Source organism: Peribacillus frigoritolerans (assembly GCF_040250305.1).
In the GTDB taxonomy this organism is placed as follows: domain Bacteria; phylum Bacillota; class Bacilli; order Bacillales; family DSM-1321; genus Peribacillus.
Genome location: NZ_CP158190.1, coordinates 2,168,369 through 2,190,425, shown reverse-complemented (window position 1 = coordinate 2,190,425; position 22,057 = coordinate 2,168,369). Strand labels below are relative to the sequence as shown.

At 38.1% G+C, this 22,057-nt stretch carries 23 protein-coding genes and 1 pseudogene; 1 reads left to right on the top strand and 23 read right to left on the bottom strand.

Annotated features, from left to right (window positions below):
- Positions 1 to 17: 17 nt before the first annotated feature.
- On the top strand, positions 18 to 221 hold the full coding sequence (locus tag ABOA58_RS10835) for a hypothetical protein (RefSeq protein WP_350302287.1): 204 nt from the start codon (positions 18 to 20) through the stop codon (positions 219 to 221).
- A gap of 101 nt (positions 222 to 322) precedes the next feature.
- Here ABOA58_RS10835 and ABOA58_RS10830 read toward each other — a convergent pair whose 3' ends face one another.
- From ABOA58_RS10830 to ABOA58_RS10720, 23 genes and pseudogenes are all read right to left on the bottom strand, one after another.
- Positions 323 to 1,207 carry a hypothetical protein gene (locus ABOA58_RS10830; RefSeq protein WP_350302286.1) on the bottom strand — a complete coding sequence of 295 codons (885 nt, stop codon included), beginning with the start codon at positions 1,205 to 1,207 and terminating at the stop codon, positions 323 to 325.
- A gap of 353 nt (positions 1,208 to 1,560) precedes the next feature.
- The gene (locus ABOA58_RS10825) at positions 1,561 to 3,543 is read right to left on the bottom strand and encodes an Ig-like domain-containing protein (RefSeq protein ID WP_350302285.1); all 1,983 of its coding nucleotides are present in this window, start codon (positions 3,541 to 3,543) and stop codon (positions 1,561 to 1,563) included.
- Between the two features lie 285 nt (positions 3,544 to 3,828).
- Positions 3,829 to 4,608 carry a sulfite exporter TauE/SafE family protein gene (locus tag ABOA58_RS10820; protein ID WP_350302284.1) on the bottom strand — a complete coding sequence of 260 codons (780 nt, stop codon included), beginning with the start codon at positions 4,606 to 4,608 and terminating at the stop codon, positions 3,829 to 3,831.
- 50 nt (positions 4,609 to 4,658) lie between these two features.
- Entirely contained in the window at positions 4,659 to 4,886 is a 228-nt protein-coding gene (locus ABOA58_RS10815; protein ID WP_350302283.1) for a sulfurtransferase TusA family protein, read from the bottom strand.
- A gap of 41 nt (positions 4,887 to 4,927) precedes the next feature.
- Complete coding sequence (locus tag ABOA58_RS10810; protein WP_350302282.1) at positions 4,928 to 6,055, bottom strand: MBL fold metallo-hydrolase; 1,128 nt, start codon at positions 6,053 to 6,055, stop codon at positions 4,928 to 4,930.
- A 47-nt stretch (positions 6,056 to 6,102) separates the two neighbouring features.
- Positions 6,103 to 6,498, bottom strand: coding sequence for a DsrE/DsrF/DrsH-like family protein (locus tag ABOA58_RS10805; RefSeq protein ID WP_350302281.1), 396 nt, complete (start codon positions 6,496 to 6,498; stop codon positions 6,103 to 6,105).
- 28 nt (positions 6,499 to 6,526) lie between these two features.
- Complete coding sequence (locus tag ABOA58_RS10800; protein ID WP_350302280.1) at positions 6,527 to 7,099, bottom strand: sulfurtransferase TusA family protein; 573 nt, start codon at positions 7,097 to 7,099, stop codon at positions 6,527 to 6,529.
- A 51-nt stretch (positions 7,100 to 7,150) separates the two neighbouring features.
- On the bottom strand, positions 7,151 to 7,447 hold the full coding sequence (locus tag ABOA58_RS10795) for a rhodanese-like domain-containing protein (protein WP_350302279.1): 297 nt from the start codon (positions 7,445 to 7,447) through the stop codon (positions 7,151 to 7,153).
- Positions 7,448 to 7,464: 17 nt separating this feature from the next.
- A complete protein-coding gene (locus tag ABOA58_RS10790; protein ID WP_413020301.1) occupies positions 7,465 to 7,824 on the bottom strand; it encodes a rhodanese-like domain-containing protein in 360 nt (119 codons plus the stop codon).
- 33 nt (positions 7,825 to 7,857) lie between these two features.
- Positions 7,858 to 8,337 carry a DsrE/DsrF/DrsH-like family protein gene (locus tag ABOA58_RS10785; protein WP_350302277.1) on the bottom strand — a complete coding sequence of 160 codons (480 nt, stop codon included), beginning with the start codon at positions 8,335 to 8,337 and terminating at the stop codon, positions 7,858 to 7,860.
- A 119-nt stretch (positions 8,338 to 8,456) separates the two neighbouring features.
- Entirely contained in the window at positions 8,457 to 8,762 is a 306-nt protein-coding gene (locus ABOA58_RS10780) for a monooxygenase (RefSeq protein WP_350302276.1), read from the bottom strand.
- A gap of 40 nt (positions 8,763 to 8,802) precedes the next feature.
- Positions 8,803 to 9,063 carry a metal-sensitive transcriptional regulator gene (locus ABOA58_RS10775; RefSeq protein ID WP_350302275.1) on the bottom strand — a complete coding sequence of 87 codons (261 nt, stop codon included), beginning with the start codon at positions 9,061 to 9,063 and terminating at the stop codon, positions 8,803 to 8,805.
- A gap of 705 nt (positions 9,064 to 9,768) precedes the next feature.
- Positions 9,769 to 10,467, bottom strand: a complete 699-nt coding sequence (locus ABOA58_RS10770; RefSeq protein WP_350302274.1) for a hypothetical protein — start codon at positions 10,465 to 10,467, stop codon at positions 9,769 to 9,771.
- Between the two features lie 53 nt (positions 10,468 to 10,520).
- Positions 10,521 to 11,081, bottom strand: a pseudogene (locus ABOA58_RS10765) (MmgE/PrpD family protein).
- A gap of 1 nt (position 11,082) precedes the next feature.
- Positions 11,083 to 12,003: a glycine betaine ABC transporter substrate-binding protein gene (locus ABOA58_RS10760; protein ID WP_350302273.1), complete on the bottom strand. Its 921-nt coding sequence runs from the start codon at positions 12,001 to 12,003 to the stop codon at positions 11,083 to 11,085.
- Positions 12,004 to 12,025: 22 nt separating this feature from the next.
- Positions 12,026 to 12,766: an ABC transporter permease gene (locus ABOA58_RS10755; RefSeq protein WP_350302272.1), complete on the bottom strand. Its 741-nt coding sequence runs from the start codon at positions 12,764 to 12,766 to the stop codon at positions 12,026 to 12,028.
- A gap of 13 nt (positions 12,767 to 12,779) precedes the next feature.
- The gene (locus tag ABOA58_RS10750; protein WP_350302271.1) at positions 12,780 to 13,784 is read right to left on the bottom strand and encodes an ABC transporter ATP-binding protein; all 1,005 of its coding nucleotides are present in this window, start codon (positions 13,782 to 13,784) and stop codon (positions 12,780 to 12,782) included.
- Between the two features lie 15 nt (positions 13,785 to 13,799).
- A complete protein-coding gene (locus ABOA58_RS10745) occupies positions 13,800 to 14,453 on the bottom strand; it encodes an ABC transporter permease (protein ID WP_133349104.1) in 654 nt (217 codons plus the stop codon).
- Positions 14,454 to 14,587: 134 nt separating this feature from the next.
- Positions 14,588 to 15,949: a (Fe-S)-binding protein gene (locus ABOA58_RS10740; RefSeq protein ID WP_350302270.1), complete on the bottom strand. Its 1,362-nt coding sequence runs from the start codon at positions 15,947 to 15,949 to the stop codon at positions 14,588 to 14,590.
- The gene (locus tag ABOA58_RS10735; RefSeq protein WP_350302269.1) at positions 15,946 to 17,349 is read right to left on the bottom strand and encodes an FAD-binding oxidoreductase; all 1,404 of its coding nucleotides are present in this window, start codon (positions 17,347 to 17,349) and stop codon (positions 15,946 to 15,948) included. Before ABOA58_RS10735 ends, ABOA58_RS10740 begins: the two co-directional genes overlap by 4 nt.
- A gap of 12 nt (positions 17,350 to 17,361) precedes the next feature.
- Positions 17,362 to 18,240: a DUF6282 family protein gene (locus tag ABOA58_RS10730; RefSeq protein WP_350302268.1), complete on the bottom strand. Its 879-nt coding sequence runs from the start codon at positions 18,238 to 18,240 to the stop codon at positions 17,362 to 17,364.
- A 193-nt stretch (positions 18,241 to 18,433) separates the two neighbouring features.
- The gene (locus ABOA58_RS10725) at positions 18,434 to 19,849 is read right to left on the bottom strand and encodes a sigma-54-dependent transcriptional regulator (RefSeq protein ID WP_350302267.1); all 1,416 of its coding nucleotides are present in this window, start codon (positions 19,847 to 19,849) and stop codon (positions 18,434 to 18,436) included.
- Positions 19,824 to 21,950 (bottom strand): ATP-binding protein, encoded by a 2,127-nt coding sequence (locus ABOA58_RS10720; RefSeq protein WP_350302266.1) that lies wholly within the window; start codon positions 21,948 to 21,950, stop codon positions 19,824 to 19,826. The genes ABOA58_RS10725 and ABOA58_RS10720 overlap by 26 nt, the downstream gene beginning before the upstream one ends.
- Positions 21,951 to 22,057: the final 107 nt, after the last annotated feature.

Sequence of the window (22,057 nt, the reverse complement as noted above, 5' to 3'; positions counted from 1 at the left end):
TAGAAGGGGTGATTCAAGTGAGTATTAACATGGCAGAACACAGACTTGTCAAAGAAATAGCGATTTCAATCATCTCTACCCGTTTAGAAAAAAGCTTGGATGAAATAGAAAACTTATTTGGTGTTATTCTCGATACAGAACCGGCAGATGTATTGGCTACAAAATCTAAACAGTTAGCCTCTGCAACAACTGTAGAACAATGCATTGATATTTTTATATAGAAGGTTGAAACATAAAAGGCATAACAAAAAAAGGTACCCACCATCGTTGTGAGTACCTTTTTGCCTACAATTTCTGCTTCAAAAAATGAACATGAAATCGATTATTTCACTTCCATTATCCATTTTGCTTTGCTACCCGTAGTATAATCTGTGTAGAAGATTTCATAAGGTGCATTACCGGTTACTCCGAAAGCAGCAGGTCCGTTAACATGCTTTCCAGCTTGAACACTCTCGGTTAATGTATCGAGAGCATATACCTCCATCTTTTCACCTTTGCTGTCATACACTTCAAAATCTCCCGCGCTAACTACTTGTTCTTCTTTTGTACTATTTTGGTATTCAATATCAAATCCCAATACTTCTTTGGGCTGTGTTTCTTCGAATTCGTTTCTTTCCTTTGTATAATGTGCATTTGTTAATGTTATGATATGACCTTCTACATTTACCTTTTCGCCCAGTTTAAAGGTTCCAAGCTCTTCAGGTTTTTGTTCGGAATCTTCATCGAATTCAATAGGCTTCTTGTTTTCCGCAATAACTGTGTTACTCAAATCAACGGTACGGATAGTTGGTTCTTTTTTATCATCGTAGAGTTCAGAGTGTTTATATAGTTCTCGTATGTAGGCATCCATAATAGCTGCTTGCATGCTGTTCTCAAAGCTTCCGCCGTCTGAATTGTTCACTTTCATTTCTATCGTTTTAGAGTCTTTTAATTCAATGCTTTTATAAGTGATAGTTCCTTCATCATCAGGACCAGCCATCTGTTTTAAAATGGTCTTGAAATCTTTTTTAGGCATATAAATTTTAGCCCATGCATCTTTATCAGGATTCTCAAAATCTATTTTAGAAAAATCTTCTAAAGTTGAGAATTCTTTTTGTTCCTTCTTGGATTCTTCTACCTTTTTGACATCTCCGTTTGAACTATCAGAACATGCCGATAAAAGAATGACAGACAATAAACCTATTATTAAAACTTTTAAAAACTTCATTAATCATTTTCCCCCTGTTGGTATCGCTTTTAGCACGGTTTATTATCTCTTGTAACAACATTTTAATCAATAGTTGTTTTTTACAAATGAAAACAGGAAAGGTAAATAAAAGTGGGAAGTACAGATTTCAAAAAAGTAATCGTTTACCAAATGTAGGAACAGACGTCGTTCTAATTTATATATCCTTACAGATGAATGATTAGAATTATAAGTAGCAGCTCCTTTTTGTATTAAGCGTTGAATCTGTTCTATTAATCTAGTGAACCAACATTATTGTTTAATAGAATATACAAAAAAAGAAACGGTAATACTTGGAGAAGTATTACCGGTTTTGATATTGTCTTTGGTTAATATTAGCTTACCTTCGTTGTTTTACTTTTACTCTTGTTACCTGATTTATCTTGAGCGTATACCTTTATAGTAGAACCCTTCTTTTGTGCCTTGATTTTCACTTTATAATTTCCTCGGCTATCTACTACACCTTGTCCGATTTTCTTGCTTCCATTGTAGATATAAATGGATGCACCCTTTTCACTCTTACCAGTAACGGTTACGGTCTTGCTCGTTATTTTATTAACAGTTGGGACAGGTGGAGCTGTTTTATCGATTACCTTAACGGCTCTGCTGGAGCTCTTATTTCCTGAAGCATCTTTCGCATAAACAACAATGGAAGTGCCAGCTTTTTGCTTCGAAATCTTCATGGTATACGAACCGCTTTTTGATGTGGCTTCTCCAATTGTCTTGGTTCCCACCACAGCATATACTTTTGCATTGGTTTCAGCTTTACCAGTAATAGAAGTCGAAGAATCATAAACGGTATTGACACTTGGGGCAGGTGGAGCTGTTTTATCGATTACTTTAACCGATTTACTTGCGCTCTTATTTCCTGCTGCATCAACCGCATAAATAAGAATCGATGTACCAGCTTTTTGTTTAGCAATCTTCATGGAATAAGCACTGTTTTTCGCTGTTGCTTCCCCGATTTTCTTGGTTCCCACCATCGCATATACTTTTGCATTGGTTTCAGCTTTACCAGCAATAACCGTGGCACTATCATAGACGGCATTCACAGTTGGTTTGGACGGCGCTGTAACATCTTTAACCGTTATCTCTTTTGCCGCACTTGTATTTCCAGCATCGTCTGTTGCTGTTACGGTTATTTTTGTTCCGGCTTTTTGTTTTGGAATGGAAACCGTATATGTGCCTATGGTACTTGCTTTCGCTGTTCCTATTCCTTTCGTCCCTGCTTTAACCGTAAGGGTTGACCCTGCTTCGGCTTTTCCTGTGACATTCGTCGAGTTATCCGTTACTTCATTCACACTTGGTACTGGCGGAGCTGCGTTATCTACAGGTGGTGTCCAAGAGGAATCTAGCTTTTTAATATAAGCAGAGGAAATGAAACCAGTTGACTTTCCATCTGTCGTTTTAACAGGGAACCAGACAAATTGATTTACACTTCCTAATCCTTTGTCATATGTAAATTCTCCTGTGATTTCCAATATGGCATTTTTGGGAGCTAGATTATTTACGACTTTGGAAGTAGCTGGTTGTTCCCTTAAACTCCCATTCCCTCCTGTTACAACTACATCGTCACCCTTTTTCAAAAGGTAAACAGAAGTATGCAAAGGGACTGCTAGTATAAAGGTATCCTTTAAAAAATTTATATTATTGTTAGCGTCGTATGAGAAGTGTTCTGTCTTAAAAGGAAATTGCGCTAATTCAGTACCTCCTAAGAAACTGTCATTTTCAATATAGGAAAAAACTATTTCTTGATAAGCTTTTGTATTTTTCAATCCATTACTCTGATATACAGGACCGTTAATAGATTTTGTTCCATTGTACGCCATTATAGGGAAATACCAATTTTCTATTTCCTGTCTTCCGGCACCTTCTACTTTCGGAAGTCGTCCGTAATCGAACTTATTACTAAGGATTTTGACGCCCTCCTCGATATTGAAGGTAATATCGTATGTTAATTTTTCTTTGTATGCTAATTCCTCTTCATCTTCATCTTTATACTCCTTTGGTATATCTGTAACCTGCATGATACCGATTCCGCCATCAGAAGAGATATTAGGTTTGTCCTTCTCTTTGAATTGCAAAAAATCACTTTCTTTTCTAGCTACAGCCTTTACAACTTCAGGAGGGATTTCTGCATCCAAAGCTGCATTCGTCAGTAAACAGTTAATATGCTGAAAAGAGGGATTTTCATTTTGCTTAATTACACCAAATGATGAGCATTTGGAGGACCATTCTGACGCGGCGGAGGTTTCATCATAAACCAAACCGAGCAATAAACACGTTAATAATCCTGCTTTTAAGAAGATTGATTTCATTATTCCATTCTCCAATTCTACTTAGTTATTAATCCATCTACATTTTACCATAATTAGTTTTTATTAATAGATTATCCAATGTTATTTAAATAATAGAATGAAGACTTGAAACGAAAGACACAGCCAAGGTAGCATTACTCGATTTCTAGTTAAAACAGAACAGATATAAGAGAACAAAAAAACGCAAACCCTTATGTATTAAGGATTTACGTATTTGAACATTGATGATTCCTACTGGATTCGACCCACGCCCCCCTTCCTGTCAAGGTCGGGCCAACTCGTAACTCAAGACATGATCCCCACCCAGGTTTTCACAGCGGTCGCTAAAATCAATAAAGCCAGTATGACTTGCAGCACTTTTACATTCATTTTTTTACCGGCCATCGCCCCAAGCGGAGATGCTATTAAACTAGCAACTACCATGATCAATGCCGGATAGAAGTCAACTTGTCCCGTTGAGATTTTCCCTACTGTTGCACCAATGGATGAAATGAATGTGATAGCTAATGAAGACGCAATCGTTATCCTGGTTGGTATTCTTAAAACGATAAGCATGATCGGAACTAATAGAAAGCCCCCTCCGGCACCGACTATCCCGGCACCTAAACCTACGATTAAGGCAAGGATGGCCGCAAGCCATTTGTTGAAGGTAACTTGATCCAAAGGAATGTCATCTATCCCTTTCTTCGGAATGAACATCATGACAGCAGCTATCAACGCCAAAATGCCATAGACGATATTCACTCCGTTTTCCGACATCGATTGTGATCCAAAACTTCCAACCACGCTTCCGATTAACACACTGATCCCCATATAGAGAATCAGCGTTTTATTTAAATGTCCGCTCTTACGATAGCTCCATATACCTCCGATGGAAGCGAATAAGACTTGTACAGCACTTATACCTGTCACATCATGGGCACTAAATGCCGCTAAACCGAAGATTGGGGGAATAAACAGCAGCATTGGATAATTTATTATCGAACCGCCGATGCCGAGCATTCCTGAAACGTATGAACCTAAAAAACCAATCAAAAAGATGGTAATGATAAAGGTGATATCCATTGTCAGTGCCTCCCTCAAAAGAAGGGAACCCTATTGGTTCCCTTCCTTTATCAGCCTTTTCTAATCCAAAATTTCAGTATATCATTTTCTTCTGCCGTTTCCACCAGCTCATGGCCACCGGATTTTGACCAAGCGGCTAAGTCGGCTTTAGCTCCTTTATCGGTTACATGTATTTCCAGCACTTCCCCGGTTTGCAAATCATTCATCGCTTTTCTCGTTTTAACGATCGGCATTGGACAAGCTAGTCCCTTAGCATTTAACACTTTATCTGAATTCATATTTCATTCCTCCTATTTTTTTGCTTCTATTTTTATCGGTATTAACGAACCGCACAGCGATTAGGCCCAATTTCCATTTCGCGCTGTTTTTCATCGTCAGGCTCGATTTTCCCCATATTGGTTTCGCGAATTTCTTGATAAGCGTTTGGCTGAGGCGGTAAATTACCTGTTACAAGCTCTCTGAATTCCGTTTCATCTGCAATGTTCAATCCGTGATTTTCAGCAAACAGCGCACCCAACTTTTTAGCGACACTTCCATCTTCATTCAATTCATCAATGATCATGAAATGTGATGGCAATACGATTAACTCGTCTGATAATTCTCTATAACGTGAATACAGTGTTTCTCTCAAGTCGCCTACCCAATCCTCAGCCAGCCCAGCTAGGTCCGGTCTGCCAATCGAATCAATGAATAGTATATCCCCGCTTAGCAAGTATTTTTGATCGACCACAAATGATGTAGATCCAATGGTATGGCCCGGGGAGTATAATGCTTGGATATCAATCGCAGTATGACCAATCGTTATCACTTTCCCGCCTTCTAATGGCTGATATTCAAAAGTTACTTCAGCCGCATCTTTTGGCGGCAGCCAGTAAGCTGCATTTGTTAATTCCGCTATTCGTCTTCCACCTGAAATATGATCGGCATGTAAGTGCGTATCCAGAACATGTGTAATTTTCACTCCGATATCATCGGCGAAATCAAGGTAGGCATCAATCATTCGAGTAGAATCAATTACGGCTGCTTCACCATTGGAAACGACCATGTAAGATAAACAGCCTTTACCAAGTCGAACAAATTGGAAAATTTCGCCGCCATTGGTCAATTCGCCGATCCTCACTGGTTCCAAATGTTCACTCCATGCTTTCATGCCGCCCTTTAAATAAAAAACATTCAATCCAGCTTCAGATAACATTTCAGCTACCATGACGGATGAGCCTTCCTTTGCACATACTACCAGGATTTCTTTATTGGACGGGATTTGATCGAGTATTTCTTCCACGCCATCCAGCAGATCAAAGTAAGGGATATTAAGGAATTCAAAATTCTCCCCTTCAATTTTCCAATCATTGTAGTCACTTTCATTTCGAACATCCAAAATAAATAAGTCGGTTTTATTGATTACTTTCTTTGAAACCTCAGCGGCTGTCATTTGCTTAAACGCCATATTTTATACCCCCTACAGTATTAATGATTTCAAAAATTTTTCCTTCATTAAAAGGTTAATGTAACATCAGCATTCTTAGCGAACTCCAAAAATGTGACCGCTCCACCTACTTCGATACCGGCAACGAAAGCTTCTTTTTCCATGCCCAAAACGTCCATGGTCATTTGACACCCAATAAACTTGACGTCCATTTCCTGTGCCATGGTAACTAATTCTGGAATGGAAGGAACATTGGCCTTTTTAAAGTCTTCGGCAAAGTGCTCTTTACCTTCAGGGAGTGGAAGCTGTCCATTCGCTTCTTTATGAATTAAGTTCAAGCCTTCGAAAGTAAATAAAATGGCCACTTTTTGATCTGTTGCTGCTGCTGCCGTTGCGATGTTAAACACTTTATATGCGTCAAATAATCCACCATTACTTGCGATTATAGATACTTTATTCGTCATGATATATTCCTACATTTTGTAGTCACTTTTATTCATTCACGGATTTTTGTGAAGGACCGTTCCATTGGCTCATGCCGGGTACAACATTGAATACCCGTTCAAAACCGGCCGCCGTCAGTTTTTGTGCAGCAAGATCACTTCGGCTGCCTGTACGGCAAATCACGAAAATCTCTGACTCTTTATCAAGTTCACCCATACGTTGTTCCAATTCACCCATTGGAAGGGATCTTGCTTCTGGAATGTGATTAAAAGCATATTCTGCGGATTCTCGTACATCCAGGATGATCGTATTTCTGTTTTCTTGCATTAGTTGAAGGAGTTCTTCATTTGAAACGATTTTTTCATGCTTCTTCACTGCTGTTTCTTCTCCGTTTGCTTTCCGAAGATAATGTTTTAGTGTTGTTCCTTCTTCAACCGTACCCAAGTATTGGTGACCTGAACTTTCCGCCCAAGCTTTCATGTCGGCGGTTGACCCTTTATCAGTTGCTTGAACTTCAAGAACTTCCCCCGCTTCCAAAACATTCATGGCTTTTTTCGTTTTTACGATTGGCATTGGACAAGCTAAACCTTTAGCATCCAAAACGGAATTTGTTTTAATCATTTTATTTCCTCCTTGTGTTTTTTAGGGGTGGGGGTATATTCGGATATAAAATTATGCTATGGGACCTTCCCATTCATTCATACCACCCATCATGTTCAACACCTTATATCCATGATCCTCAAGTAACATTGCTGCCCTTGAACTTCTGCCCCCTGAACGGCAGACGATGATATATTCTTTTGATTTATCCAGATCCTGCATTCTAAATTCCACCAGACCCAACGGGATATTCAAAGCATTTGGTATTTTCCCTGCCTTTACTTCATCCACCTCCCGCACATCAATAATATGTACTGGCGAGTTTCCCTTCAATAATGCATTCACTTCATTCGGTAAAATTTCTTTCATCTTTTTAGATCCTCCTTTTATTCACGCCAAGAACTCATGCCGCCTTTTACGTTGGTGACTTCATTAAACCCGAGTTTCTTCAATACTTTACTCGCATTACTGCTCCTCATCCCGCTTTGGCAGATTACAACCACTTCTTTATCCTTTGAAAGTTCTTGTGTCCTTTTGCCAAGTTCGCTTAGAGGTATATTTTTAAAGTCCTTAATGTGATTGCCTCTATATTCGTTAGAAGTACGGACATCAATGAACTGCTTATTTCCTTTATTATTCAACAGAGCTTTTAAATCAGCCGCATTTATATTTTTTATCCCCTTTGCCGGGACAAAGCGCTGATATAAAAACCAAACGATGAAACTTAATATGATGAGATTAAATATAGTTCCCAATTGGACTCACTCCAGTACCCAAATTTATATAAATAAGTTTACATTTCCATCCTCTGCTTCAGCTAAATAAGCCGCAACACCTGCATACTCAATTCCATCCATTAATTCCTCTTGCTGCAAGCCCAATAAATCCATAGTCATCGTACAGGCTATTAGTTTGATTTCCTGTTCTTGGGCCAGCTCAATTAAATTCGGCAGTGACATGGCGTTATGCTTTTTCATCACATGTTTGATCATTTTAGGCCCCATCCCAGCAAAGTTCATGTTTGATAGACCCATTTTATCAGAACCACGCGGCATCATTTTTGCAAACATTTTTTCAAGAAATCCTTTTTTTAATGAAATCGGCTTATCCTTCCTTAAAGCATTCAATCCCCAGAATGTATGGAAGATGGTCACTTCATGATCGTAAGCCGCCGCCCCATTTGCAATGATATAAGCAGCCATTGCCTTATCATAATCACCACTAAATAATATGATCGTCGTTCTTTTCTTTTCAGTCATTTATGTTTTCCCCCTGATTTATATTTCATTTAACTTAAATACCCTACGGGGTATATATTATGCTAAAAAATTTAGTTCGTCAACCCACTTCACTAAAATTGAATGGAATAGGTTTTTCTTTATTTAATTGGTCCATGATTGATTGAAGTCAAACCTTCATTCACTTCGAATATTTTTCCATTAACCTTCTCTATACCAAATCCTGTTAACCGAGCTGTGTGCATAGTCAAGTACATACTTGCGGATTCCTTCGTTTCAAACAGATAAATGCCAGCTGCTTCCTTTGCCTCATTGTCTTCGGTCCAAATCTTCCAGATCAAGCCCTCTTCATCATTAATGCCTTTTGCTAAATCAGTAAATTCTTTTACCATTTCGTGACCAAATGGTCCCTCCATTTTAAAATCCACTTGTAAAATATAAGACATGAATAACACTCCTTTTTTTACAGGAAAGGATCTAATTCTTTTACCTGCTTTTAATTAGTAAATTAACCGCTTCCTTGACTAGATGATCAGTGCCTTCCCCTTTCACGACATTTTCCCGAACGCATTTCTCAAGATTGGCACTTACGATAACACCCATGGCCCTATCGATGGCATTACGTGTAGCAGACAACTGAGTGACGACTTCCCTGCAATCTTTTCCCTGCTCCATCATGCCAAGAACACCCTTGATTTGTCCTTCAATCCGCTTCAAGCGATGAATGCTGCTTTTATCATACTCCATACTTCGCCTCCCTTCTATTTACAACAATGGCTAATCTCCTTTTCCGTTAAGAAGTGCATTCCTAGTTCACTTCCAGTTTATTAGAAGAAATGACATGGATGTTTACAAGTCAGATTTCTTAATAAAAACGTTTCAATAGGCATAATCAACCTAATCGTGCTTATGATTATAAGCCCCTAGCCAATTAAATCGTATTTTACTCGTGAGTTTGCATTTTATTCTTGAATTTGAGTGCTTTTCTCATGAATTTGGGCGTTTTACTCGTGAGTTTGGGCATTTTACTCGTGAATTTGGGCGATTTACTCGTGAGTTTGCACGTTTTACTCGTGAATTTGTGTTTTTTTAACTTGTGAGTTCATATTATACCTATGGGGGTATATTGTCAAGCTAGTTAAACTAACTTATAAAGTTTAGTATCAAGCTTAGAGGAGAATTCTTCAAACTCGTTTTAACCGGGGTGATGAAAAACTTGTCTTGATATAGATGTTTTTGAAAGCTTATGAAATTGCCAATCTAATCTCCCTCTAGAAAATTAATCTCTTGAACCGCATAATGTCTATCCTGCTATTGGATATAAGATGGCATCGTCTACTATTATTAACTAGATTTCATAATGACTATTAATTAGAAGGTTCCTACTGACTCCACCAATTATAGTAAAAAAATAGTAGTGCAAACCTATCCCTTGGTTTGCACTACTATTTTTTATTTACCCTTTGCCTCTATTGTAGGTATAAGCTCTCGAATACTTTTCAAATGTTCAAGGCTTTGAATGGATTCTAATAAACTCTTCGCAGATTCTTTTCCTAGAATTGGCGTTGTCAGCCAGAAAAACTTCTCTTTTTTTTCTTCAGCGTTTAACGGATAATCATAGTCTCCTCTTGCTTGTATAATATCGGATTGATAAGTGTTACCATCCTGCATTACTATTTTAACCATACTTAATGCCCTTTCAGGAAATGCTTCGTTAAGTTTTTGATCCACTACTACTGTAATCTTGTCCATCATGCTAAGAATAATTGGATCATTCAGATGTTCTAGTACTTGTTTTGGACCCACTTCACCGTAAGAAAGAAATGCTGCAACAGGAAAAAGTAAATTATACTGTGCTTCCTCTGTAGTTTTTGGATATTCTTTCGATAATGCTGCAGATTCTGTGAATGTATGAATTACTATTTTTTTAATATTTTCGGATATTAGTATATTTCTAATTTGAATTTCCATAATGGCTTCAATTGCTGGCTGTGCCCACCGACAGCATGCATACGGCTTATAATATAGTTCATTTACGCGATAACTTTTTCCTAAATCGTTTGTAAGTCCTTCTGCTTCTTCTAATGTAATTAGTGATGGAATCCCTGTATAGCCTGCTTTTGCCAAATAAGCTGCACTTACCCCAGCCATACATCCCCAATTGATCCCGTCCTTTAACATAGAAGGATGTTCGATGCAACGCATCATTGGAGAATAAGCACCGAAATATTCTGCATTGCCCAGTGAGTTCTACCCTTAAGTCCTAAAATGTACGAAACACCTGCGGCAGCTCCAACTGCTCCCCATGAACCGGTGCAGTGATAGTCTAGCCGGGTCAGGTGTGCAGCAATACCTGCACGGATCCCCACTTCATAGCCTATAAGGAGTGCCGTCAAAAACTCTTCTCCGCTTATATTATTACCTTCTGCAACGGCGAGCACAGCGGGGAAAATGACAGCGCCGGGATGTCCTTTTGTGAGGCGATGTCCATCATCTTAATCGAGGGCATTTGCCATTGTCGCATTAACAAAAGCTGCTCCGGCAGGCGTTAATCTTTCTGGGAACAGGAAAAGCGAACTGTTTCCCATCCCCCACTGCGAAACAGCAAATACTTTTGCAATCTCTGCTGCTTTCGTATTGCGGCCTGCAATGGTACAAGCGATAATGTCTGCTAAAGCTTCTTTGAGTGAAGTTAGTGTGCCACTATCTAAACTCTGAATCGACTCAGATTCAATATAGGTGATGAGCGAATTATTAGCTTTCATCTCAATCTAGCATTCCCTGTTCATCCAGCCATGTTTTAGCCACTTCATTAATATCTTCATGCTTAATATCAACACGATAATTTAAATTCTTCATTGTATCTGAATCTAACTTATCTGAAAGTGTATTAAGAAGATCTCTTAATTCCGGATTTTTCTTTAATACTTCTTGACGAATGACCGGTGCTCCATTATATGCCGGAAAAAACTGACTATCATCTTCTAACACAACAAGTTTAAAACCTTCAATGCGTCCATCTGTAGCAAAACCTACCGCTACATCAACCTGGCCTTCTTTTAAGGAGTTATATAAAAGTCCTGTATCCATTTTGACAACATTTTTAGCTGGTAAAGAAAAATTATATTTTTTCTCTAAGCCTTTCATTCCATCTTTTCGCGCATAGAACTCAGAGTTCGATCCAAATTTTAATTTACTAGAATCTTGATTTACAATATCAGCTAGATCCGATATGGATTTGATTCCTAATTCTTTTGCATAATCTTCGCGCATTAAAATAGCATATGTGTTATTAAATTCGGATTTATTTAACCATTCAAGTTTATTCTTTTTGTCGATTTCTTTTACTTTTTCATATGCCTTTTCGGGATCAGTTTCAACTGGTTCCTTTAAATAAACCATAAGTGCTGTACCCGTATACTCCCAGTACACATCGAGCTGTCCATTTTCAAGCGCGGAACGTGCCACTGTACTGCCCATACTACTTGCTTCATCGACTTTGTATCCTTTTTCTTTCAAATAAATAGAAGTGATTTGTGTCAAAATGTGCTGTTCAGTAAAATCCTTTCCTCCCACTGTAATTTTCCCTTTATTTTCATTTGAACCGGCATTAGACTCCGAAGAACTGCATGCTGTAAGCATACAGGCAAGAAGTGCGACACAAAATAACATGCTAAACTTTTTCATTTTTACTTCCCCCTTTATTGTCTTAAATAAAATCAGCTTTTCTTTGCAATCCTCTCGGAGTAGTGGCTACTTCAATTTTCCCTAATAAGAAATCAATAGCAATGGCCAAAAAGATAACGGGCATGGCACCTGCGAGCATAATGCCTGGATCGTAAAGTGAGATTCCGGTGAATATAAGGTCACCTAACCCACCTCCTCCAATTAAGAAGGCAAGTGCGGCTGATCCCACATTAATAACGGTTGCGGTACGAATGCCTGCAAGAATTGCATATGAAGCATTCGGGAGTTCAAGCTTGAAAAGAATGAGTTTTTGCGTCATACCCATTCCTGTTCCAGCATCAATTATCGATGGAGGAACCGATTGAATTCCAGCAATCGTATTCCGTAAAATTGGAAGAAGTGAGCTGAACCACAGCGCAAATACCGCGGTTTGCCAGCCTAAACCTAAATAACTCATGACAAGCGCTAAAATGGCTATACTTGGCACTGTTTGTCCGATATTCGCAAAATTAACTACAATAAATTCAAATTTTTTAAACTGTGGTCTCGTAATAAAAATTCCAAGCGGCACGGCCACAAGAATGGCTGCCATGGATGAAAGCGCCACCAATTTCAAATGCTGTCCGGCCAAATGAAGAAGTTCACCAGAGTTATCTTTTATATATTGAAATGCACCTGATTGGAGAGCATAAGCTAGCAGTGCAACCATAATCAACACTAACAAAGCACGAATCAATATTTCTATCTTGTTTATTTCCTTCATTAAGACACCCACCTTATTGAATTATTGACTTTAATTTCGAAGGGTGAACACCTGTCAAAACTTCAAAGTCACCAATGCCTAATACTCCGCTTGGCTGTCCTTTATGATCCAAAATCACAGCTTCCCCTTTTGGTGATGATAATAATAGAGACAGTGCTGTTCGAAGATCTGCATCAATATTAACCACATATTCGCTAGATTCAATTTTCATATTCATTTTTCGATTTACCTTTTTCGCTTTATTTAATAGATCCCTGACCGTTAATAGTTGTAAACGTTTAATTTCACGATCACTTCCAATAAAGTTGTTAACAAAATCATTTTTTGGATTAGACAAAATCTCATCCGGTGTTCCATACTGCATGATTTGGCCATCGTTAAATATAGCAATTTTATCCCCAAGACACAAAGCCTCATCGATATCGTGACTGATAAATAAGATCGTTTTCTTTACATCTTTTTGAATTCGTAAAAATTCATTTTGCAACCGATCGCGAATAATCGGATCTAGTGCCCCAAATGGTTCATCCATCAACATAACTGGCGGGTCTGCCGCCAGCGCCCTTGCCACTCCAATACGCTGTTGCTGTCCGCCTGATAATTCCCAAGGATAACGCTTTCGGTATTCCTCATGGTTTAACCCCATCATCTCCATTAATTCTTTGTATCGTTTTTTCATTTCCCCTTCGTTCCAATCCAGCATCTTTGGTACAACATTAATGTTTTGTTCAATTGTCATATTCGGAAACAAACCATTTTGTTGAATTACATAACCGATTGAACGTCTCAATTCGATTGGATCCAATGAGTAAATATCTTTTCCTCCGACTTCAATAGTCCCCTCTGTGATAGAAACCAAACGATTAACCATTCGTAAAAGAGTTGTTTTCCCACAACCTGAGGGACCAAGAAATACACAAATTTCTCCTTTTTCAATTGTCATATTTACATTATCTACTGCCTTCACCGATTTTCCAGAGCTTTTGTATACCTTCGACACATTTTTAAATGTAATCATAAGTCATCCCCTTTCTTATCCTATATGAGCTTTTTTGGGCGAAACCCGTTTTTGTACCTGACCTAGTAAATAATCAGCAGCGATCGCTAATATTGAAACGGCAATGGCTCCAGCTTGAACCATCTCTGTGTAACTTGTGGATATTCCTCTTGCGATATATACCCCAAGTCCACCCGCACCGATATAGGCAGCAATTGCCCCAATTCCAATCGTTAATACAACGGCCATTCTAATTCCTGCCATAATTACTGGAAGGGCAATTGGGATTTCAACTTTTAAAAGACGTTGCCATGCCGTCATTCCCATTCCTATTGCAGCGTCGCGCATATTGGGATCTACATTTTTAACAGCGATGAATGTATTACGGATGATTGGAAGCTGCGAGTACAAGACCAATGCGATAAACGCTGGTAAAAACCCAATCCCTTGATTAATGATAGATAAAATCGGAATCATGATACCGAACAGTGCAATACTTGGTATCGTCATAATAATGCCTGCTACTGCCAGTACAAGATTTGATAACTTTTCATGCTGTGTAATATAAACTCCAAATGGAACACCGAGTAATATGGCTACACCAACTGCTAATCCAACTAATTGGATGTGCTCCCATGTCATTGCTAAAAGCTCTCCCCAGTTCGACCCGATAAAGTCCAATAAATCCACTTTTTTACCCTCCTTTAATTTAAATGATTCGATTATGACTTGATAGTCTTGCATAATTCAGGTCACTTTTTTATTTAGTTGTAAAAATAAATTGCTTCTTAATATGGTCTAATGTCACTTATAAAAACGTTTTCCTACTTAATTAAACAAGCTTCTGCCAATATTTCTACAATGTGTTTAGCATCCACATCATCTCCTGTACCGCTTCTCTCTACACCTAGTTTCATTTGGAGCAGGCACCCCGGATTTGTTGTTACAATTGTTTTTGCGTTTGTTTTTCCCGCCTTATACATCTTTTCGTCTAATATTTTCATCGATTCATCAAAATTCATTAAATTATAAATACCGCCGGATGCACAGCAGCGGTCACTTCCCTCCATCTCCATAAAACTTGCCCCTGGTATGGATCTAAGAAGCTCCCTAGGTTCTTGAAATACTCCCTGGACATTTCTCAAATGACAAGAATCTTGATAAGTTATAATACCATTCCATTCTTTTTTAAACGGGAGTGGACCAAACTTCACCAGAATTTCGGTAATATCTTTTGATTTCCCTACAAATGCTTCACTGCGCTTTTTCCATTCAGGTTCTTGGCCAAAAAGGTGATTATACTCACTAAGCATCGCTCCGCAGCCTCCAGCGTTATTGACATAATAATCGGCACCGGATGCTTCAAATGCTTCTATATTTGCTTTTGCGAGTTTTACAGCACCATCCTTCATTCCTTGATGGGAATGAAGTGCACCGCAACATTTTTGATTTTTCGGAATAATCACTTCACAGCCAATTACTTGAAGCAGTTCAATTGTTAGCCTATTAATCTTTGACATGATAGCGTCCATGATGCATCCCGGGAAAAAGGCAATTACTGCTTTTGTCTCGCCTAATGCTGGAAATTTTTGTCCGTATTTATATCGTTTGATTGGTGCTTCGAGCTCCGGCAGGATCTTTTCAAACTGTCCCATGGGCTCTGACACTTTGTTAATCATTTTTGTTTTTTGCACCACTTTATTTATTTTTGTTTTTTGATATAGCCACGTTAGATTGCCTAATGTACGAAGACGATTGCGATGCGGAAATAAACTGGTCAGCGTAAAATCGACCACTTTTGTTTGAATCTTAGGTTTATTTTTTTGCTTTTTATGATGTTCATGCTTTTGATGTTCTGTAATGACTTCTTTAGCTGCCTCATAAATTTGTCCGTATGGTACATTTACGGGGCACGCTACTTCACAGGCTCTGCAACCAAGACAAAGGTCAATTGGCTCAACTAGATCTTTTTGAAGATCGATTTTTCCCTCTGCAGCCATTTTAACCAGGTTAATTCGTCCGCGAGGCGATTGTGATTCTTTCCCCATAGATTCATATGTTGGACAAGCAGGAAGACAATATCCGCATTGCACACATTGATTGGTTGCTTCATACGAAAGATCACGCAATTTTTGAGTGAACTTATCTGTAATTGCTAATTCCTTTTCGTGAGGTGCTTTATTCATGTTAATTCCACCTTTAGTTTTCCAGGCTGTGGAAATATTTTTCCTGGGTTTAATATAGAATTTGGATCCCATGCATCTTTAATTTTTTTCATCATTAGCAATCCATCTGATCCAAGCTCCAATTCCATATAAGGAGATTTTAATATCCCAATCCCATGTTCCCCTGAAAGCGTACCGCCAAGTTCGATGGCAGCTTCAAAAATTTCACTGACTGCATCTTCGACACGTTTCATTTCTTCGATATTTCTCTTGTCTGTAATAATATTGGGATGGAGGTTACCGTCCCCCGCGTGACCAAAAACAACTAGGTTCAACTGATATTTCTCACGAATTTGATAAAGCTTTTCAATCATCTCGGGGATTTGACTTCTTGGTACTGTCGCATCTTCAGAAATTTTGGTTGGTCCCATTTGTGTAATAGCTGGAGAAACCATTTTACGCGCTTTCCAAATCTCATCACGCTCAGCATCTGTTTTCGCCACTTTGACACTAGTCGCCCCTTGTAAAAGACAGATATCTTCACATTTTTTTATTTCTTCATCGATTGCCGCTGGATGCCCATCCACTTCAATAATGACGATGGCTTCCGCCTCAATGGGCAAACCTGCTGGTGAGTAATTTTCAACCGCACGAATACATGCATTATCCATTAATTCCATCGCACTTGGTAATATTCCATTTGATAATATTTTTGTTATCGCATGCCCCGAATCAGCAATTCGTACAAATGAAGCTAAAAGTGTTTTTCTTGCAAGCGGCTTTGGTATCAGACGCAAAATGGCTTCTGTTACAATTCCCAGTGTGCCTTCCGATCCAACTATGAGCCTTGTTAAATCGTAGCCAGTCACATTTTTAACCGTTCGACCTCCTGTGCGAATAATTTCTCCAGTTGGTGTAACAACTTCTAAACCAATTACATATTCCTTCGTAGTACCATATTTCAAGCCTTTTGGACCACTTGAATTTTCCAACAAATTCCCTCCAATTGTTGAAACATGGGAACTGCTTGGGTCCGGTGGATAAAATAAGCCTACCTCTTCTGCCTTTTGTTGTATGTCACTTGTAATTACACTTGGTGAGGAGATTGCCAGTAAATTTTCACGGTCAATCACAAGTTTTTTTTCAAATTGTGACATATCTAGAATCATGCCCCCTTCAACAGCAAGGGAACCCCCGCTTAAGGAGGTAGCCGCTCCTCTAGGATAAACAGGAATTTTAAATTCGTTTGCAAGCTTGACCAAGTCAGCAACTTCTACTTTATTTTTTGGTTGAATAACGATTTCCGGCAAGTATCCGCCGAATGATGCATCAAAGCTATAAGAATAAAGCTCCGCTAAATCTGTCAGTACCCTTTCTTTTGGAACGATGGTATATATAAGCCTTAATAGCTGCTCTTTCATCACTTGTCATCCTCACTTTTCAATATCTAAAAGCTGCTTTGGATTATGAATGATCATCCTTTCAATCTCGGTTTCTGTTATACCTTCTTCGATCATTGCACTGACAAAGCGACTTAATGCTTCTATTGGCGGAATATTGTGTTCTTGGCCATAATCTGTTACAAGCACACATGACGCTGGACCAATTTCCCGTATTGACTTAGCCATTTGTGTTATCGTTAAATCTTGAAAATCCTCACCGCAGGCTAAATAGCATTTCTCGATTATAGCGCCTTTTTTGGCAAACTCTTTTTGCTTTTCTATTGATACTGGGGCAATGCCTAGATCTGCATGCTGAATTAAGATCTTGTCGATATGATGTTCATTGGCTGCGTCAATTAACACAGAGACTTCTTCTTCCGATAGATGACCTGTTGCAAGGGTGATATTTGCTTCACTGATAAGTTCCAGAATTTCAATGACTTCTGGTTTTATCTGTCTATTCTCATCCAAAATAGTTAAACCTTCTTCAATGGGCAGGCTTCGTTCACTATTGAAAAAGCGGGTCTTTTTTTTTGCAAAATTACAACAATGCTGATTTGCTGAAATAGTCGGCATCCAAATTATTTTGGCACCTTGCCTTATTGCTGCATCAACCGCTTTGGGTGATAAGCCACCTGTAAATTCATTTAAAACAAGTCCACCGTAAACATGAAGTTCTGGCTCTTTTAAACGGATTAATGTCGTGCGGTCCACAGTTGATGCCTCATGTGCTTTTAATACGGCACCTGCCATTTTAGCTTTTTTTAAGTCTTCTATAAATTCCCAATCATTCTGCTTTCTTGGGAAAATACTAGGATACGTATGGCAATGTAACTCTATTGCACCTTCTAATAACGGATGAAAATCCATCTATGCCACTCCTTTTTAAAAGTTAATTCTTTAATAAATTAATGCAAGTAACATGCCAACTATATATGGGCTTTTTTTCAATTTCTACATATCTTTTTGATATATTTTGTAAAAAAATTTTTCGCTTTGAAAAAATACTTTTACAAACTTTGAGGATTGCCAAAAACATCTGAAAAACGAAAAAAAAGAAGAATTAAAATAATTCTTCCTTTTTTTGCTTAATTTCTTCAGATGACTTATTCATTTGTTCATGATACTTATTTATCTTGTAAAATAGCCGCTGTCTTGAAATTCCCAGCTCTCTGGCTGCTGCGGAAATTTGCCCATCGTTCTCTTCAACCGCAGACAATATAAATTGCCGTTCAATGTCTTCCATTTGTTCTGGAAGCGTTCTCTTTTTATTAAAAGAAACGATTGAAGGAAACTCTGCATTCATTTCACTAGATCCCCTAATTTCAGAAGGGAAATCTTGTAACGACAAGTCTTCCTCCTTACATAAAACTGCTGCTCGCTCAACGGCATTTTGAAGCTCCCGAACATTTCCTGGCCATTCATATGCTTTCAATATATTCATAAGCTGAGGTGACACTCGAAAATTTTTCTTCATTTTTTTACGGTGCTTCTCCAAAAATTCCCCAACCAGAAGGGGAACATCTTCTTTTCTTTCTCTAAGTGCCGGAATATGCATATCTATAATATTCAAGCGATAATACAAATCTTCACGGAAATTCCCCTCTTGTACCATTTGTTTCAAATTACGATTTGTTGCAGAAATAATTCGAACGTCTACTTGTTTTAATTGATTGCTACCAAGACGCATGAAGGATTTCTCCTGCACGACTTGAAGAAGCTTAGCTTGAAGCGTAAGTGGCACTTCGCCAATTTCATCCAAGAAGATAGTACCATTTTGTGCTGCTTCAAATTTCCCTGCACGACTTGCTGTGGCACCGGTAAATGCACCCTTTTCATAACCGAAAATCTCGCTTTCCAGCAAATTTTCAGGGATAGCAGCGCAGTTTACAGCAATGAATTGACCGTTATTGCGATCACTTAAGGAATGAATCATCTTGGCGATCATACTTTTACCTGTTCCGCTTTCCCCATGAAGAAGAACCGTTGCATCAGTGGCGGAGACACGTTCAATTAATTCGTAAATCTGCTTCATTTGCTTGCTTATACTAATAAAGCCCTCTATAGATTCAAGTTTGTTTAACTGACTTTTCAGTTGGATATTCTCTTGTTTTACTTCAAGTAGTGTATAAGCTCTGTTAATAACAAGTTCTATTTCCTCTAGTTTCGCTGGTTTTTCTAAATAATCAAATGCACCTGCCCTTATAGCGGATACAGCGCTTTCTATATCGCCATAAGCCGTCATGATGACAAATACCTTTTGAGGATAGAGTGCCATGAATTCCTCTAAAAGTTCCAAACCATTTGCATCTGGAAGATTTAAATCGAGGAAAACAAGGTTGGGGCCGTCTTCTTTCATTCTTCTTCGTGCTTCTTGTCCATTGGCAGCAAGAATTACTTCATATCCCTTCTTGCGAAATGACAATGATAGAACACGCAAAAGTCTAATTTCATCATCCACAAACAGAATGCTCTTCATATTCATTCTCCTCATGTTTTAGTATTTCAATATGTATTGTGGTTCCTTGAGAGAATACGCTTTCCGCCCATATCTTCCCACCATGTTGAACTATAATTTCGTGAGCAATAGATAAACCTAAACCTGTTCCCTCTGGTTTCGTGGAATAAAACGGATTGAAGACCCAGTTTAATTTTTCTTTCCTAATGCCTTCTCCGGTATCCGAAATGGAAAGCTGCCAATATGCCCCTTTCTCTTTAAGCGCAACATGAATATTACCCTCATCTTTTATCGCTTGAATACTGTTCAAAAATATATTTAAAAGCAATTGTGTCAATTTATGCCGGTCCCCCAAAACGGGAGCTTTACTAAAATTGTATTCGGTTGTGACCATAAGGTTTGCATCATTAAATTTTCTTCTTAATAAATTAAGCAATTCATCAGTAATCATAACCAAATCTGTCAGAACATGATTGTTATATTCATCATCTTTCGTTAGCTTCAGAAAATCAGTTAACAGTTTGTTCATGCGATCAGAGGCTGTTAAAATATCTCCTGTCAATTCATCAATCACTTCTTTTTCTTTAAATTCATCTTCTATTTGTAGGCGAATTGTTTCTGCAGCAACCTGAATAATACTTAAAGGATTTTTTATTTCATGGGCAATCCCAGCAGTGAGCTCACCAAGGGATGCTAGCCGTTCACTTTGTTTTAAGTATTCTTCAAGCTTCTTCACTTCACTTACATCACGAATAACAAGAATGGCGCCGATGTACTCATCTTGTTCTCCTTTAAGAAGAGATGCATAAATACGGACATCATGATACCCCTTTTCTTTATCAATAATATAGCTTTCTACTTCTTCAAAAGACTTCCCTGCATTAAACGTTTTTAAAAGAACGAACTCTTGTATATCATGTATTATCGGCAAATTAAAAATAAGCTGATTTAATACTTCTTCCCGGCTATAAAGCATTAAATCTTCTGCTCCTTTATTGAAGGTCATAATCCTACCATCCTTGTCCGTAGTAATAACACAATATGGAATGGACTCCAGGATATAAAACATACTTCTTTCTTTTTCCCTCAATTCCGTTGCCATCTCTGATAATACAATCGATAATTCCTCAATTTCATCATTTGTTTTCACTTTAATGAATTCTTTACGCTTACCTACTTTATATTCTTGTACATGCTTGATGAGCTTCGTGACAGGAAGAATCACTCTTGATGCACTGAACATAGCAAGTCCTATTGCGATAATGAAAACGATGGAAAAACCTTGTAAAAGTAAACTTTGGACCACTCGTGCAGGCTTTAGCGCTTGTTTAATCGGTTCTCCCACAATCAAACTAATATCTCCCAAGAGAATGGGCCGATACGCAATGGCCATTTCTTTGTTGAAAATCTCGCCATTCCAAATATCTATATCTTCTTTTTGAAGATGAATCCCAACTTCATGATTTTTAATGGATTTGCCAATATAACTTTGGTCGGTATGTGCAATAATTGTTCCATTGCGGTCAATTATTGCATTCACACCCTCTTCCCCGATTGCAAATTTTTGAAGGTGTTCTGATAAAATGTTTAAATTTAAATAAGCGACTACACTCCCCTTAAATTCTCCCTTTTCATTAATGGATGGATATGCAATCGCAATGGTCTTGCGGCCGTCAGGCAGTTCCATCATATTTGAAATATAGCTTGTCTGACTCCAGCTGAGCCTTTTTAAAATAGTACCATTTTCAATAAAATCAGAAAATGGTACATTCGGAATACGTTGGTTCAACTGATTCTCTTTATATACTTCTATGAACAGATAAAGTGGATCCTGTGCCAAAATCGTCTCTATTTCTACATGAAAAGCATTCTCTGCTTTGTTATCAATATTTGTAACAATGGGCGATACCTGTCTCATATCGGAAATTGAATTTTTGAAGATATTCTCTGTTTGGTTGCCAAGGGTTTTGGCTATAAGTTCATCTCGATATTCCATTTGTGACCGTACAGATCCATTCATTACATGTATGGCAATCAAATAAAGAGAGGACAGTACAAACAAAATGACAACTAAAACAATAGTTACATAACGCTTCATTAGCCTTGATTGAAATACTTTCATTTACAAAACCTCGATATGTGAGAAATGAAAAAAGCACTTTATACATTGTTATTAAATTACTTTTTATTTGTGCTTCTTAACACCCTCACTTTTAATTGTTACCTATT

Bases quoted from the DNA above. Each gene is read 5' to 3' on its own strand.
- ABOA58_RS10785 (WP_350302277.1), bottom strand. From the start codon at position 8,337: ATGACTGAAAAGAAAAGAACGACGATCATATTATTTAGTGGTGATTAT.
- ABOA58_RS10770 (WP_350302274.1), bottom strand. From the start codon at position 10,467: ATGGCTGGGGTAAGTGCAGCTTATTTGGCAAAAGCAGGCTATACAGGG.
- ABOA58_RS10795 (WP_350302279.1), bottom strand. From the start codon at position 7,447: ATGAAAGAAATTTTACCGAATGAAGTGAATGCATTATTGAAGGGAAAC.
- ABOA58_RS10815 (WP_350302283.1), bottom strand. From the start codon at position 4,886: ATGAATTCAGATAAAGTGTTAAATGCTAAGGGACTAGCTTGTCCAATG.
- ABOA58_RS10750 (WP_350302271.1), bottom strand. From the start codon at position 13,784: ATGATTACATTTAAAAATGTGTCGAAGGTATACAAAAGCTCTGGAAAA.
- ABOA58_RS10775 (WP_350302275.1), bottom strand. From the start codon at position 9,063: ATGGAGTATGATAAAAGCAGCATTCATCGCTTGAAGCGGATTGAAGGA.
- ABOA58_RS10825 (WP_350302285.1), bottom strand. From the start codon at position 3,543: ATGAAATCAATCTTCTTAAAAGCAGGATTATTAACGTGTTTATTGCTC.
- ABOA58_RS10740 (WP_350302270.1), bottom strand. From the start codon at position 15,949: ATGAATAAAGCACCTCACGAAAAGGAATTAGCAATTACAGATAAGTTC.
- ABOA58_RS10810 (WP_350302282.1), bottom strand. From the start codon at position 6,055: ATGGCGTTTAAGCAAATGACAGCCGCTGAGGTTTCAAAGAAAGTAATC.
- ABOA58_RS10760 (WP_350302273.1), bottom strand. From the start codon at position 12,003: ATGAAAAAGTTTAGCATGTTATTTTGTGTCGCACTTCTTGCCTGTATG.
- ABOA58_RS10820 (WP_350302284.1), bottom strand. From the start codon at position 4,608: ATGGATATCACCTTTATCATTACCATCTTTTTGATTGGTTTTTTAGGT.
- ABOA58_RS10720 (WP_350302266.1), bottom strand. From the start codon at position 21,950: ATGAAAGTATTTCAATCAAGGCTAATGAAGCGTTATGTAACTATTGTT.
- ABOA58_RS10780 (WP_350302276.1), bottom strand. From the start codon at position 8,762: ATGTCTTATATTTTACAAGTGGATTTTAAAATGGAGGGACCATTTGGT.
- ABOA58_RS10830 (WP_350302286.1), bottom strand. From the start codon at position 1,207: ATGAAGTTTTTAAAAGTTTTAATAATAGGTTTATTGTCTGTCATTCTT.
- ABOA58_RS10735 (WP_350302269.1), bottom strand. From the start codon at position 17,349: ATGAAAGAGCAGCTATTAAGGCTTATATATACCATCGTTCCAAAAGAA.
- ABOA58_RS10805 (WP_350302281.1), bottom strand. From the start codon at position 6,498: ATGACGAATAAAGTATCTATAATCGCAAGTAATGGTGGATTATTTGAC.
- ABOA58_RS10800 (WP_350302280.1), bottom strand. From the start codon at position 7,099: ATGATTAAAACAAATTCCGTTTTGGATGCTAAAGGTTTAGCTTGTCCA.
- ABOA58_RS10755 (WP_350302272.1), bottom strand. From the start codon at position 12,766: ATGAAGGAAATAAACAAGATAGAAATATTGATTCGTGCTTTGTTAGTG.
- ABOA58_RS10725 (WP_350302267.1), bottom strand. From the start codon at position 19,849: ATGAAGAGCATTCTGTTTGTGGATGATGAAATTAGACTTTTGCGTGTT.
- ABOA58_RS10730 (WP_350302268.1), bottom strand. From the start codon at position 18,240: ATGGATTTTCATCCGTTATTAGAAGGTGCAATAGAGTTACATTGCCAT.